Here is a 14,169-nt window from a genome sequence, read left to right on the forward strand (position 1 = left end):
AGAAATAGAGATGAGTACTGTACAAAAAAAGAAGCTGCTGAGTGGGCCTATTATACGAAGTGCAGTCAAGGACAGCTTTATCAAGCTGAATCCGATGACGCTAATGAAGAATCCGGTCATGTTTGTTGTTGAAATTGGAACGATTATTGTTCTGCTGATGATTCTCGCCCCTGGTTATTTCGACGCAGAGGAGGCTAGAGGCTTCAATATAGCTGTCTTCTTCATACTGCTGGTTACCGTATTGTTTGCCAATTTTGCGGAAGCTCTGGCGGAAGGCCGCGGGAAAGCGCAGGCGGATACACTGAAGAAAACCAAGCAGGATATTTCCGCGAATAGACTGGTAGGAGGCGTCATTAAGATTGTTGCTTCCTCCGAACTGCGAAAAGGCGATGTCGTTGTTGTCAGTCAAGGAGAACTTATTCCCGGCGACGGCGAGGTCATTGAAGGGCTGGCATCCGTGGATGAATCGGCTATAACAGGTGAATCGGCTCCCGTTATTAAAGAAGCCGGCGGAGATTTTGGCTCCGTGACAGGCGGTACGAGAGTCGTAAGCGATCAGATCAAGGTACAGATTACAAGTGAACCCGGCGAGTCTTTCCTTGACCGGATGATCTCACTGGTGGAAGGAGCCAAACGGCAGAAAACACCGAATGAAATTGCGCTGAACACGCTATTGATCAGCCTGACGATTATCTTCCTGATCGTGGTAGTCACCCTGCAGCCGATTGCCGCTTATCTGGAGGTCAACCTGGAAATTCCGGTCTTGATTGCGCTGCTGGTCTGTCTGATCCCCACTACCATTGGAGGGTTATTGTCGGCAATCGGAATTGCGGGCATGGATCGGGTTACCCAGTTCAATGTGCTCGCCATGTCCGGTAAAGCGGTCGAAGCTGCCGGAGACATCAACACGATGATTCTTGATAAGACCGGCACAATTACCTTTGGCAACCGTATGGCCAGTGAATTTGTACCTGTGGGCAATGAGACGGTAGAGGATCTGGCCGGGTGGGCCGCTGTCAGCTCGCTGAAAGATGAGACGCCGGAAGGGCGCTCCGTCATTGAGCTGGCCAAGAAACAAGGATACAGTTACGACAACAGCCTTATGGCTGGAGGCGAGTTTATAGAATTCCGTGCCGAAACACGGATGAGCGGAATGGATCTTCAGGACGGCCGGATGGTTCGCAAAGGGGCTGTGGATTCCATTAAGCGCTGGGTGTCTTCTCAAGGGGGGCAGATTCCAGATCATTTGGATCAGCAAACGAATGCCATTGCCGGCAAAGGAGGGACACCGCTGGCTGTTGCAGTTGATAACCGGATATATGGACTCATCTATCTGAAAGACACGGTTAAGCCGGGGATGAAGGAACGTTTTGATGAACTGCGCAAAATGGGCATCAAGACGATTATGTGTACAGGGGACAATCCGCTGACTGCTGCTACTATCGCCTTCGAGGCCGGAGTCGACGGATTCATTGCCGAAAGTACACCGGAGAATAAGATCGAGGTCATCCGCCGGGAGCAAAGTGAAGGCAAGCTGGTGGCAATGACTGGGGACGGCACGAATGATGCTCCTGCATTGGCACAGGCGGATGTGGGACTTGCGATGAACAGCGGGACCACAGCGGCGAAGGAAGCGGCCAATATGGTTGATCTGGACTCCGACCCGTCTAAGATCATTGAGGTTGTGGCGATCGGCAAGCAGCTGCTGATGACACGCGGAGCATTAACAACCTTCAGTATCGCGAATGATATCGCCAAGTATTTTGCGATTATTCCCGCCATGTTTACGCTGGCCATTCCAGAGATGGAAGTGCTGAACGTAATGGGACTAGGTTCTCCAAGCTCCGCGATTATCTCAGCACTGATCTTTAATGCAATTATCATTCCATTGCTTATCCCTTTGGCGATGAGAGGCGTATCGTATAAGCCGATGAGCTCCACCAAGCTGCTGAGCCGGAATATATTTATCTATGGGCTTGGCGGGATCCTGGTTCCCTTCCTCGGCATAAAGTTGATTGACCTGGTTGTAAGCATATGGATTTAAGATCACTGCACTTGGCTAGAAGAAAGGATGAATAAATTATGCAAATCGTCAATTCAGGCGCAATAGAGCAAAAGCCAGTTTCTAAAGGTTCATATATATTTAGTGTGATAAGACTTAGCCTAGTGTTTGTTGTATTATGCGGGATCATCTATCCGCTGGCTTCTACCGCGCTTGCCCAGGTTCTTATGCCTTCCCAGGCGAACGGGAGCCTGCTGAAGAATGGAGAAGGCCAGGTGATTGGCTCTGAGCTAATTGGCCAGAACTTTAAGAATCCGGCGTTATTCCAAGGCCGTGTGTCCAGTATTGAGTACAAGGCTGAAGCCTCGGGATCGAACAACTATGGACCGTCCAATCCGGATTTGCTAGAACGCACCAGCAATACTATAGCTGAGTGGAAAGCGAATAACCCTGACATTCCGGTTAGTGAGCTGCCTATAGATTTGGTCACGAACTCCGGTTCCGGCCTGGATCCGCATATATCTCCCGCTGCGGCTACGGTACAGATCCCCAGAATCAGCAATCTGACCGGTATTTCAGCAGATAAGCTAGAAGCATTGGTGGAAAAATATACTGAAGGCCGCGATCTTGGGGTGTTTGGTGAGGAACGTGTCAATGTGCTGAAGCTAAATCTCGCTTTAATGGAAACACCGGCGAATTAGAACCGGCTCACCCCTGCCTGCGCTTCCAGCGGACAGGGGTAGTTTCCGCTTAAGGATAGGAGGTTAACAAGTGGCACCATACAAACGCAAAACCCCGGAAGAAATTCTGTATTCCATTTACCGTTTGCACCGGGGCAGGCTGAAGATTATCATCGGCTCCGTCAGCGGATCAGGCAAAACCTATCATATGCTGGAGGAAGGCAAGTTATTGAAAAAGCAGGGCATTGATGTTGTAATCAGTGCCGTATCGACGATGCAGAGAGCGGAAACCATGCAGCAGCTTGCCGATCTGGAGCGTGTCCCCAGCATTCATTGGCTGAAAGACGGCAAGGAGCAGAAGGATCTTCCTTTGGAGACTTTGCTGGAGCGCAATCCCGAGGTACTGCTTGTAGATGGCTTGGCGCACCGCAACCGCAAAGAAGCCCGTTTTCAAACGCGGCTGGAAGATATCCGTTATTTGATGGACAACGGCATTAGCGTAATTACGACCATCAATGTGTATGAATTGGCTGGAGTGGGTGAGACCATCTTTCAAATGACGGGAATCCGCGCAGATGAAACCGTACCGCTGCATACCCTGGAGCTTGCGGATGAGGTCCGCTTGATCGATGTCTCACCTGAAACTATTCTGAAGCGGATCGAGGAAGGTGTTTTAGGCCATGAGACGCATCCTGCACTGTCCCGACCCGGCAATCTCGGCGTGCTTCGAGAGCTGTCTCTGCGTCTGGTGGCTGAAGGTGTCAACGATTCGCTAGAGAAACATCGCGAGGAACATGGGCTCATTGGTCCTTCCGGCGCGATGGAGCGGATACTGGTATCCGCGCAGTACCATTGGAACGGGTCGCTTTATGTGAGAAGAGGCCAGCAAATCGCCAAGCGGTTGGGCGGTGATCTGATTGTGGTGACATTTGCTATTCCTAACCGGCCGCTGACGAAGGACCAGCAGACCTTTAAGCGTTCAATTGTAAAGCTGGTAGAGCGGGTGGGCGCCAGGTTTGAAGAGCTTCCTCTCACCCTTCAACGCCAGCTTCCTTCCGAACTGGTGCGTTATGCCATTCAAAACAATGTGACCCGGATCGTCATGGGCCACTCCCAAAAAAGCCGCTGGCAGGAGCGGTGGCAAGGCTCGATCGCTGACCGTGTACTGCGTCAGACCCGCAATATTGATGTGTTTCTGATGGCCGACCGGGCCGAGCAGGAAGGAGAACGGATTCTGCCGATCAAACGTAATCCGCAAGGGAAGAAGGAGCCTTTCCACCGGTTGACCAGTCAAGAGATGGAGAAGAAGATTGAAGTGATCCGCCGTGGATCCTTTAAGGTATATATCGGTGCGGCTCCCGGAGTTGGCAAAACCTACAAGATGCTTCAGGAGGGGAATATACTTCAAAGCAGAGGCATCGATGTTGTCATCGGGCTGCTGGAAACCCATGGCAGGAAGGAAACCCAGGAGCAGATAGGCGAATTAATAACGGTACCCCGGGCCAAAATTCTATATCAAAATACGCATTTGGAAGAAATGGACACGGACGCAATTATTACCCGCCGCCCGGAGGTCGTCCTGGTGGATGAGCTGGCACATACCAACGTGCCCGGCAGTATAACCAGAAAGCGGTATGAAGATGTGATCCGTCTGCTCGAAAACGGCATTTCTGTCATTACAACTGTAAATGTGCAGCATCTGGAAAGCTTGAACGACGCGGTAGCCCAATTAACCGGCGTACGTGTCAGGGAGACTGTGCCGGATGCGATTCTCAAAATGGCCAGTGAGGTCGAACTGATCGATGTAACGCCACAAATGCTGCAGGAGCGGATGCGGGAAGGGAAGATATACGCCTCAGAGAAAGTAAACCAGGCGCTGGAATCGTTTTTCAAGATCGGCAATCTTATTGCACTGCGTGAACTGGCCCTCCGCGAAATTGCGGATGATGTAGATGAAAGGCTGGAGGCCTGGGACCGGGACAATTCCTTGCGGGGCCCATGGAGCAGAAAAGAGGTGATCTTCGTCTGTGTGGATCTGGGACCAAGGGCAGAGCGGCTGATTCGCCGCGGATTCCGCATTGCGCATCGCTTGAAAGCCGAGTGGTATGTTCATTATGTGCACTGCAGTTCGAAAGAAACACCCGAGGAGCAGAAACGGCTGGAGACGCTGCGTCGTCTAACAGAACAGCTTGGAGGGAATTTAGAGGTGACTATGGCAGAAAGCCGTAAGAACCTGCACGAGCATTTATTAATCAGGATCAATGAAGTGAAGACGACACAGCTGATCATCGGGCAGGTGAGGAAGCCGCTCTGGCGGACGCTCATCAAAAAAAGCTTCGTCCACTATCTGCTCCGTCATGCCCGGCATATGGATATGCTGGTGGTGGCTGATCAATGAGAAGAGTGAGGAAGACAGAAGGAACCGATCCTGTGGATTGGTTCCTTTTACATTCTTCTTTTAAAGTCTTATAATAGGAGAATGAATATTCATTCCGCTCAAATCTATACCGGTTGAATCCGGAACCATTCCAGTCTAAGGTAAGGGTGATTACACTGGCTACTAACAAACGGGAAGATATCATGAAAGCGGCCTTGGTGCTGTTTGCCGAGAGAGGATATGACGGCACAACCGTTCCGATGATTGCTGAAAGTGCGAAGGTAGGGGCAGGTACGATATATCGCTATTTTGCCAATAAAGAATCGCTTGTTAACGGATTGTTTCAGCATTGCGTGCAAGTGTTCTCGGACACGTTAAAATATGAGGGCATTCATTCCACGCCGGATATTCGGGAGCAATTTCATTATATTTTTCAGCGTTTAGTGAAGTTTGCCGATAATAATGTGAATGCGCTGCTCTTTATCGAATCCCATAATAGCGCTTATTATCTGGATGACCGAAGCAAGCAGGTGTTTGATGAGCTGCTTGGAACGTTTCGCCAAGTGTTGGAGAATGGTAAAAAAGTTGGGGTCATCAAAGAGTTCAATACAGATGCGCTGATTGCCATTGTATATGGTGCGTTTGTGCTGTTGTTCAAGCTGATTAAGTCTGGAGTGTTAACCGAAACCCCCGATCTGCTGGAAGGTGTCGAAGAAAGCTGTTGGAATGCCATTAGAATCCTATGATTCTAGTGTTTTAAGGAGACTGCCAAATGACAAAAGTAAAGATATTTACAGATAGTCTTTCAGATCTGCCGTCCACCGTAATAGAACAATATGAGATTGGCATAGCTCCTGTATATGTTGTTTTTAGTAATGAGCTGATATTCCGGCATACGGTCGATATAACTACTGAGGAGATCTACACCTACGTAAGAGAGAAGGGGACGATTCCCGGTATTGCTGCTCCAACATCTCATGACTTAAGTACTCTCTTTGCTCCTTGTATTGCTGCCGGAGACAATGTATTATTCATCAGCATGGCCTCGGGGTTATCCCCAACCTACAAGAATGCAGTGGCAGCCGCCCAACAATTTCCGGAAGGGAGAGTCACTGTCATTGATTCCTCAAGCATTTCCTCAGGGACGGCGATGATGGTCCTTCGGGCAGTCGCAGCGGCGAGGAAGAGAAGGCATCCCGCAACTATAACCAAAGAGCTGCATCACTCCCGGACAAACCTGGAAGAAGAAATGCTGCTTGATAAGCTTAACTTTGTAAATCAGGGTGGAAATGTTTACGGTTTGCATAATCGGATAAAAAGTCCTTTGAATTTAAAAAGTCCGGCAACGGTCAGATCGGGGCGCATGCATTTCTCCATGAATGAGCCACAAGGCGGCGCCACAAAAGCGCTGGATAAGATGCTGCACAATGCAATTGACAACAAAGACGAGATTGACCAGAAGCTCGTGCTTATCTCACAGACGATGGCAGAGCAGCCTGCTGAATATTTAAGGGAAGCATTGATTAAAAAAGTGGGATGCGACGAAGTGCTTGTGACTTCGAGCATCAGCGGCTTTCTCTCCCGCACCTCACCACGAAGTTTGGGTGTAAGCTACTACCGCAGAGCTGATCAGGACTGATATATTACGGAAAAGCGGGGAATACAGCAAATGAAGAACATGTATGCGAAATGGGCGGCGCTTACGGAAAGAAGCAGCCATCTGGCGCTGTGGAGCACTTTTTTGAAATGGATTGTCCTGGGCGGCATAGTAGGCGTATTGTCCGGAACGGCCTCGGTTTTTTTCCTCAAGAGTCTGGATTATGTTACTGAGGTTCGGCTGAATCATGGATGGCTGCTCTTTCTGCTTCCGGCGGGAGGCGCGCTGGTAAGTTTTCTATACATGCGCTACGGCAAAAACAGTGCCAAGGGAAATAATCTGATTTTGGAGCAAATCCGGGAGGGTAATGAAGCAATTCCGTTGCGGATGGCTCCTTTGGTGCTGTTTGGCACGCTTATCACTCATCTCTTCGGTGGTTCAGCCGGGCGGGAAGGAACTGCAGTACAAATGGGAGGCAGCTTGGCCGAAGGATTCGGGAGACTTATTAAGATCAATGCGCTGGACCGAAAAATATTGCTGATGTGCGGGATAAGTGGTGGTTTCGGCTCAATCTTCGGGACACCTCTGGCCGGGACCATTTTTGGGCTGGAGGTGATTGCGATTGGACTCATCAGCCATAAAGCGCTGCTGCCCTGTTTCACAGCCAGTTTTGTGGGCGATCTGGTGACTACCCGCTTATGGAAGGTGCATCATACCCATTATCAGGTGGATGTTTTTCCGGCTCTGGATCTAGTCGTCCTGTTAAAAGTGATCGCTGCTGCGATAGTGTTTGGTTTAGTCAGTATGTTGTTCAGCGAACTGACCCACTTTTTAAAGCGAACGTTCACCTACTTCTTTAAAAACCCGATGCTAAAGAGTGCGGTAGGCGGGCTCATTATTATTACCTTAGTTTATGTCATAGGTTCCAGGGATTACTTGGGACTTGGTATTCCACTCATCAGCGGGTCCTTTGAGACAGAAATGCCGCCATTTGCGTTCCTGTGGAAGCTCATTTTCACTGCATTTACTTTAGGCACAGGCTACCAGGGCGGTGAAGTTACTCCATTATTTGCTATAGGGGCGACACTCGGAAACAGCCTGGCTGGTGTACTTCATTTATATGCTCCTTTCCTGGCCTCACTGGGCTTTATTGCGGTATTCTGCGGAGCCACCAATACACCTATTGCCTGTTTCATAATGGGGATTGAATTATTTGGTTCCACCGGGGCGGTTTATATGTTTATTGCTTGTCTGGTCAGTTTTTTATTCTCAGGACATACCGGTATTTATACATCCCAGCAGATCGGCGTATCGAAAAGTCATCTGATCCCTATCCCAGAAGGGACTACCCTAGCCTCCGTCAAGGGTCTGCGCAAACGAAAAACAAAAGCCAGCGGAAAAAAACATACCAATCAGTAGATTTGCTGATCAAAACCATGCTTGGGTTGAAATTAAATAAAAGGTATGGTAAAATTCTGTTACTTTAATGACTGGAGTTGAAAAGGATAATGTAGAAATTTTCTTGCGAATCTTTTAAACAATAAAACGACAAATGCGATTTTATTTCGCATGTGTTTTATTCTTTATACGCAAGAAAGTTACGCATTTCTTTTCACTCAGACGAATATCCTTGTCTAACTCCGCTTTGGGGCTGGATTTGCTGTATTTATTTGAGCTACAAGAAAGTAACTTTCTTGTAGCTCTTATTTTTTTATATACAGGAGGAATATTTATGTCATTAATCAATGTTGCGAACCTCACGTTTGCCTATGAAGGCAGCTACGATAATATATTTGAGAACGTAAGTTTTCAAATTGATACCGATTGGAAATTAGGATTTACGGGAAGAAACGGGAGAGGGAAAACAACCTTCCTAAGCTTGTTGCTTGGTAAATATGAATACAGCGGAACGATTTCGTCTAAGGTCGATTTCGACTATTTCCCGTTCCCTGTCGAGAATAAGGAAAATAATACCCTTGACGTAATCAGCGACATCTACCCGGATTATATTCACTGGAAGCTGATGCGGGAGCTTTCATTACTAAAAGTATCCGAGGATGTTCTATACCGGCCCTTTGATTCCTTGTCCAACGGTGAGCAGACGAAGGTGCTGCTTGCTGCATTATTTATTAAGGAAAACAGCTTTTTGCTCATTGATGAGCCTACCAATCATTTGGATCTGAATGCAAGAAAACTGGTCAGTGCTTATCTGAATACCAAAAGCGGCTTTATCCTGGTCTCCCACGACAGATCCTTTCTGGATAATTGTGTAGACCACATCCTGTCAATCAATAAAACCAACATAGAAATTCAAAAGGGGAATTTCTCCGCTTGGTGGGAAAATAAAAGGCGGCAAGATCATTTTGAACTGGCAGAGAATGAAAAACTAAGAAGAGACATCAAGCGCTTGTCGGATTCTTCTAAACGAACGGGCAACTGGTCGCATGAGGTGGAGAAAAGCAAAAATGGAACACGGAATTCCGGTTCCAAGTTGGATAAAGGTTATGTTGGCCACAAGGCTGCTAAAATGATGAAACGCTCTAAAGCCATTGAGCAAAGACAGCAATCTGCCATTGCTGAAAAGTCTAAACTGCTGAAAAATATTGAAAATTCCGACAGCCTGGAGATTTCACAGCTTAATTATCATAAAAACGAGCTGGTTGAGCTTGAACATGTCTCGATTCAATACGGGGAGAAAATCGCCTGCGCAGATATCAGCTTTTCGATTGAGCAGGGGGAGCGAATTGCACTTTCCGGTATAAATGGCTCCGGTAAATCAAGCATTATCAAGCTGATTTGCGGCGAGGAGCTAGACTATACAGGCACACTCAGGAAGGACAGCCAGCTTACGGTATCTTACGTATCACAGGACACCTCGCATTTACAGGGCAATTTAACGGACTACGCCAGAAGCAACGGGATTGATGAAAGCCTGTTTAAATCGATTTTAAGAAAACTTGATTTCTCCAGAGTACAGTTTGAAAAGGATATATCTGCGTTTAGCGGCGGGCAAAAGAAGAAAGTGCTTATTGCGAAAAGCCTTAGTGAGAAGGTCCATTTGCATATTTGGGATGAGCCGCTTAATTTTATTGATATTATTTCCCGGATGCAGATTGAAGAGCTGCTGCTGGAATACACACCAACTATTCTTTTTGTCGAGCATGACAGTGAATTTTGCAACAATATTGCTACAAAAATCATTCATCTGTAATCCATTACCTGAATTTCTCAGGACCGGTCACTGCAGACTTTCTCGGCTCACCCGAAATAACTCCTAACTCGTAACCCAATGAGTTCTTTCGCGTATATGATATAACTATGATCCGACGAAGCTGCAGGGATTGAATGTTAAAGGTCCAAACTAAAAGAAGTTGAGGTAATCCATCTTATGAATGAATTTACACTGCATGCCGATACAGCGTATAAGCTGGCTGAGCAGAAAGCTGCTCAATATTTTGCATCACTTTTTACACAGGTCAGGAATAGGAGTTATGTGCCTGCCTTAACTGCAGACTTCCATTTGTGGAAGAAGAGCCATATTCATCATCATTCATGGCTGTCCTTTTTTTCGCGAAACCAAAGGAACCCCGGATCTGCGGATTACCACCGGTATATTCAATGGCTGAATTATACAGGGAAATTAAATGATTATCTCGACCGGAGCATTTCCTATATCTACATGAGGGATCTGGGCAAAGCGCTGGATTCTCCGGACACTCAAACCAGGATTCAGCGGATGGTTGCCGATATCAAAGATCAATTGATACCCTCAGCCTCAGCAGGCGGGGAAACACAGCAGGACATGCTGAATTTGGCAAAGCTGTACCGCTGGGCCCAGAAAGAAGGGGTTGAAACAGCCACGATCTGGGTGATTACTAAACTCAAAACCGTCTCCGCCAATCTGCCGGAGGAAATGAATCCCGAGCAAGCCCAGCGTAAGCTGATTAAGATTATTATCGGGGTTGTCATGTATGTGATGGAAGAGATGGAAGGTAACCTTGCCCCTGCAGAACGTGCCTTAAGACTTGATGAAGCCATACGGCTGGGGTATTCTTATGGACTTACCTATCCTTTCATAGACGATCTTTTAGATTCTGCTGTCTTAACCGTTCCTGAGAAAGAACAGTATTCCCGGTTGATCCGTCAAGCGCTTCTGAGCGGAATAGTCCCGGAGCTGGGTGAGTGGGACGGTGAAAAGATTCCGCTGATGGAGTACGTGCATTCGGAGCTGCGGGAAGCCTTTGAGTACATTAAGAACCATCAGCGGATGGAGACGCAGAAATCGTTTTTTGAGCGTTCCTATGTGTTTTTTCACTCTCAGGAAATAGACCGGGCAAAGAATCTGTCCCATGATGGTTATACCAATGAGGAGCTCTATATTCCTGTGATCCTAAAATCATCTTCCTCCCGCTTGATTGTCCGCTCTGTAATCAGTGCGCCGCTAGATGACGGTTTTGATCATCGAACTTTCTATTATGGCTTATACAATCAGCTGGCGGATGATTTTGCCGATATGTCCGACGATATGCTGGAAGGCGCGGTTACCCCGTATACCTATTATTTAAAATACCGCCAGCAGCGCAACGATTTGATCAATCCCTTTGAAATGTACTGGACTGTCATTTCCCATCTGCTCCATAATGTGTTTCATTCTGATCCTAAAACTTGCGAGGTGATTCTGGACCGGGTCATTAACGGTTTGAAACGTTCTAGAGAACGTTTAGGCAGGGATAAATACAACGAAATCATGGAGATATTTGCGTCTGGCAGCCCGGAATTCAAACGCCTGGTAGACCGGATGGTTCACAAAGCAGAGGATGTCGATTTCTTCGACAAATTGCTTCGGGACCAGCTGCTTAATACACTTCGTAACAACCGGAAGGAAAAGGAAGAGTTTCACGATACGATCAAAACGGTACGCGGAATGATCAATAGCCAGCTCCTAATCCCTAAGCCTGAGGGAATGCCACCGATGAAGGAACTGCTTATAGATGCTGCTAATTACAGTCTCGAAGGAGATGGGAAACGAATACGTCCAGTCTTAACGTGGGTTATGGGCGTAAGAGAATATGGACTGGAGCCAGCGGATATTGTGCCGCTGCTCAGATCCTTGGAATATATGCATACCGCTTCCTTGATCTTCGATGATCTGCCATCCCAGGATAATGCGTCAACCCGCAGAGGGCGTGAAACCCTGCATCAGGTGCATGATGCTGCGACTGCCGAATTAACCGGCCTGTTCCTGATCCAGAAGGCTACAGAGGAACAAGCATCTCTCCGTCATTTCGATCCGAAAACCGTGCTTGCCCTGATGCAGTATTCAGCACAAAAGACTGGGGATATGTGCATGGGGCAGGCGATGGATCTGCATTCCAAAGGCGAAGATTTAACTCTGGAGCAACTGAATGAGATTTGCTTTTACAAGACCGGGATTGCCTTCGAGGCGGCGCTGGTCATGCCAGCTATGCTGGCTCAGGTGAAGGAGGCGGAAATTACTGCGCTGAAGAAATTCGCTTATCATGCGGGGATCGCCTTCCAGATTAAAGATGATTTACTCGACCAGGAGGGTGACCGGCTATTGCTCGGCAAACCCGTTGGCCAGGATGCCGGAAATAACACTTCGACTTTCGTATCCATTCTTGGGCTGGAGAACGCCCGGAAAGAGCTGTGGGAACATTACTGTCTGGCCTCGGAAGCATTGAGCGAGCTGCCCCGGAATATTGCTTTTCTGAAGCATTTATTGAATTATATGGTTAACAGGAACCGCTGAACTGCACACATGAAATCATACAGTAAACGGCAAGCCTCTGCACTTGGAGGTTTGCCGTTTCTTCTTGCTGCTGTCACCAAGAGAGATAGTTAATAAATTTTTAATAAACAGCGCGTAAACTGACAATACAGTAAGGGGCAAAGATGTAGGAATAAACTGTTTGGACAGCGGAGCGGATGACTATCTTCCAAAGCCATTTGCACTCGAGGAATTGCTGGCAAGAATGAGGTCGACTAGGATATGTACTCCGAAAATAAGGGCAGTGCGATTACAGAAATGAAAATACGCTGCCATACGTCCCCTTATACACGGGTTGTCCGAATTTCCGTACCCATTCATCGAACAGCTTCTGGGAAATGCCATTGGCGACAATTACATAATCCGGATGGTCATACTCAATAATGTCGGGAAGATATTCCGAAAATCCGTACATGGAGCGTTCAAAAGCAGTCCATCCCAGCGCGCCAAGGGAGGCTTTCGTAATAAATGGATCCTGCCTGCCGTCACACAGCACATCACCGCCGCGGAACATCACATAACCGGATGAACCATAACGGTCAAGGACTTTGGGCCGGGTTCCTTCAGGGGTACGCTGCAGAATGTAGTTCATTTCATCCACCGGATAATTGTACGCATTAATGACAGGCGGAACCATGAATATATACGCAATATTTAGAAGTAACCCTGCTGCAAGCAACAGCCTTAGTGTGCTTTGCCGGATTAGAATACCTGGTTTGCGTAAGAACGCCAGGGGAATAGCTTCAAAAAATACAGCTCCAAAATAAGGGATGAAAAGCCACATAAACAAGTTCTGCTTAAAGTTGGACACACCCAGATACAATATACCGAGCATGAAAAAATAACGAAAAGGTTTTCCCTGTAGTGCAAAAGGAAGGGTACAGGCAAAAAACAGCAGCAATATCATAAGGGGCAGATTCTCCAGACTGTTGTAATGAATCGGCTTCCATTCATTGATAAGCAGATTGAAGTTTTTTTGCGTCACCGTCAGGATATACAGAAGACTCTTCAGTCCTCCAGGATTTGCAATGCCAATCAGCCAGACCAGGACAAAGACAATGGTTTTATGTAAATTCAGCGTTCGATTCAGTAAGGATTCTAGCAGTGCCATACCGGTAAATACGGCAATGACTAGCCACACACCTGCATGGAAATTGGCGATGGCCAAAGAAAGGGCGATCATAGCAACGGCATATTTAGTTTTAGCTGACAGTTGATACTCCCTCAGATAAACGAAGAACCAGACAATCATGAACGACGAAATCATCTGCGGACGGCCTTTGAAGTAGTTGTAATAAACCCAGCATGAAATCAGCAGTACAAAAGGGAGCAGAAGAACATGCTCCTCCTGAAGTCCCAGCTCTTTGCGCGATATTTTACCTAGACGTAACAGTCCAAGCACTAAAAAGAACAAACAAGCCGCAGTCAAAACGTACACTCCCGGCCAGCCGAATGCCTGATAGAGCGGTGCAACGAGGATTTGAAATCCAACTTCATGCGGGACATATGGCAGCTTGTCACCGTAAAACGTATGAATGGCATGATGCAGGACTTCTCCGTGATTGATCATATAACGGCCAACCTCAATATGCCAGAAGGTATCGGGATCATTGTAGGAAAACTTGGGAAACATTAACAGAACAATCCCGATAATCACTATTCCGTATATCGATTTGACTATTTTAAGCTTCATGTTGACTGCCTCCCCCTGGGTTTTGAGTTCTA

Annotated in this window: 9 protein-coding genes and 1 pseudogene; 9 read left to right on the forward strand and 1 reads right to left on the reverse strand. The window is 47.3% G+C overall.

Translation table 11 applies throughout. The annotated features are described in order from the left end of the window. Positions 1 to 10: 10 nt before the first annotated feature. The 9 genes and pseudogenes from kdpB to H70357_RS35895 all read left to right on the forward strand — a co-directional run. Positions 11 to 2,044, forward strand: a complete 2,034-nt coding sequence (kdpB, locus tag H70357_RS16735) for a potassium-transporting ATPase subunit KdpB (protein ID WP_038591721.1) — start codon at positions 11 to 13, stop codon at positions 2,042 to 2,044. A gap of 38 nt (positions 2,045 to 2,082) precedes the next feature. After that, positions 2,083 to 2,703 (forward strand): potassium-transporting ATPase subunit KdpC, encoded by a 621-nt coding sequence (gene kdpC, locus H70357_RS16740; protein ID WP_038591724.1) that lies wholly within the window; start codon positions 2,083 to 2,085, stop codon positions 2,701 to 2,703. Positions 2,704 to 2,773: 70 nt separating this feature from the next. Next, positions 2,774 to 5,080 (forward strand): universal stress protein, encoded by a 2,307-nt coding sequence (locus H70357_RS16745; protein WP_038591726.1) that lies wholly within the window; start codon positions 2,774 to 2,776, stop codon positions 5,078 to 5,080. A 182-nt stretch (positions 5,081 to 5,262) separates the two neighbouring features. Further along, positions 5,263 to 5,805 carry a TetR/AcrR family transcriptional regulator gene (locus H70357_RS16750; RefSeq protein ID WP_052092571.1) on the forward strand — a complete coding sequence of 181 codons (543 nt, stop codon included), beginning with the start codon at positions 5,263 to 5,265 and terminating at the stop codon, positions 5,803 to 5,805. A gap of 26 nt (positions 5,806 to 5,831) precedes the next feature. Then, entirely contained in the window at positions 5,832 to 6,698 is an 867-nt protein-coding gene (locus H70357_RS16755) for a DegV family protein (protein WP_052092071.1), read from the forward strand. Between the two features lie 39 nt (positions 6,699 to 6,737). Further along, complete coding sequence (locus H70357_RS16760; protein WP_081966189.1) at positions 6,738 to 8,075, forward strand: voltage-gated chloride channel family protein; 1,338 nt, start codon at positions 6,738 to 6,740, stop codon at positions 8,073 to 8,075. Between the two features lie 313 nt (positions 8,076 to 8,388). Beyond that, on the forward strand, positions 8,389 to 9,867 hold the full coding sequence (locus H70357_RS16765; protein ID WP_038591732.1) for an Lsa family ABC-F type ribosomal protection protein: 1,479 nt from the start codon (positions 8,389 to 8,391) through the stop codon (positions 9,865 to 9,867). 177 nt (positions 9,868 to 10,044) lie between these two features. Then, entirely contained in the window at positions 10,045 to 12,426 is a 2,382-nt protein-coding gene (locus tag H70357_RS16770; RefSeq protein ID WP_197073592.1) for a polyprenyl synthetase family protein, read from the forward strand. A gap of 160 nt (positions 12,427 to 12,586) precedes the next feature. After that, a pseudogene (locus H70357_RS35895) lies at positions 12,587 to 12,658 on the forward strand (DNA-binding response regulator); the annotation flags it as partial. A gap of 36 nt (positions 12,659 to 12,694) precedes the next feature. Here the strand turns inward: H70357_RS35895 and H70357_RS16775 are convergent. After that, positions 12,695 to 14,137, reverse strand: coding sequence for a hypothetical protein (locus H70357_RS16775; RefSeq protein WP_038591737.1), 1,443 nt, complete (start codon positions 14,135 to 14,137; stop codon positions 12,695 to 12,697). Between the last annotated feature and the right edge of the window lie 32 nt (positions 14,138 to 14,169).

The organism is Paenibacillus sp. FSL H7-0357 (assembly GCF_000758525.1).
Lineage (GTDB): Bacteria > Bacillota > Bacilli > Paenibacillales > Paenibacillaceae > Paenibacillus_AQ.

Coding starts and splice junctions, on each gene's coding strand:
- kdpB (WP_038591721.1), top strand. CDS start 11: ATGAGTACTGTACAAAAAAAGAAGCTGCTGAGTGGGCCTATTATACGA.
- kdpC (WP_038591724.1), top strand. CDS start 2,083: ATGCAAATCGTCAATTCAGGCGCAATAGAGCAAAAGCCAGTTTCTAAA.
- H70357_RS16750 (WP_052092571.1), top strand. CDS start 5,263: ATGAAAGCGGCCTTGGTGCTGTTTGCCGAGAGAGGATATGACGGCACA.
- H70357_RS16755 (WP_052092071.1), top strand. CDS start 5,832: ATGACAAAAGTAAAGATATTTACAGATAGTCTTTCAGATCTGCCGTCC.
- H70357_RS16760 (WP_081966189.1), top strand. CDS start 6,738: ATGTATGCGAAATGGGCGGCGCTTACGGAAAGAAGCAGCCATCTGGCG.
- H70357_RS16765 (WP_038591732.1), top strand. CDS start 8,389: ATGTCATTAATCAATGTTGCGAACCTCACGTTTGCCTATGAAGGCAGC.
- H70357_RS16770 (WP_197073592.1), top strand. CDS start 10,045: ATGAATGAATTTACACTGCATGCCGATACAGCGTATAAGCTGGCTGAG.
- H70357_RS16775 (WP_038591737.1), bottom strand. CDS start 14,137: ATGAAGCTTAAAATAGTCAAATCGATATACGGAATAGTGATTATCGGG.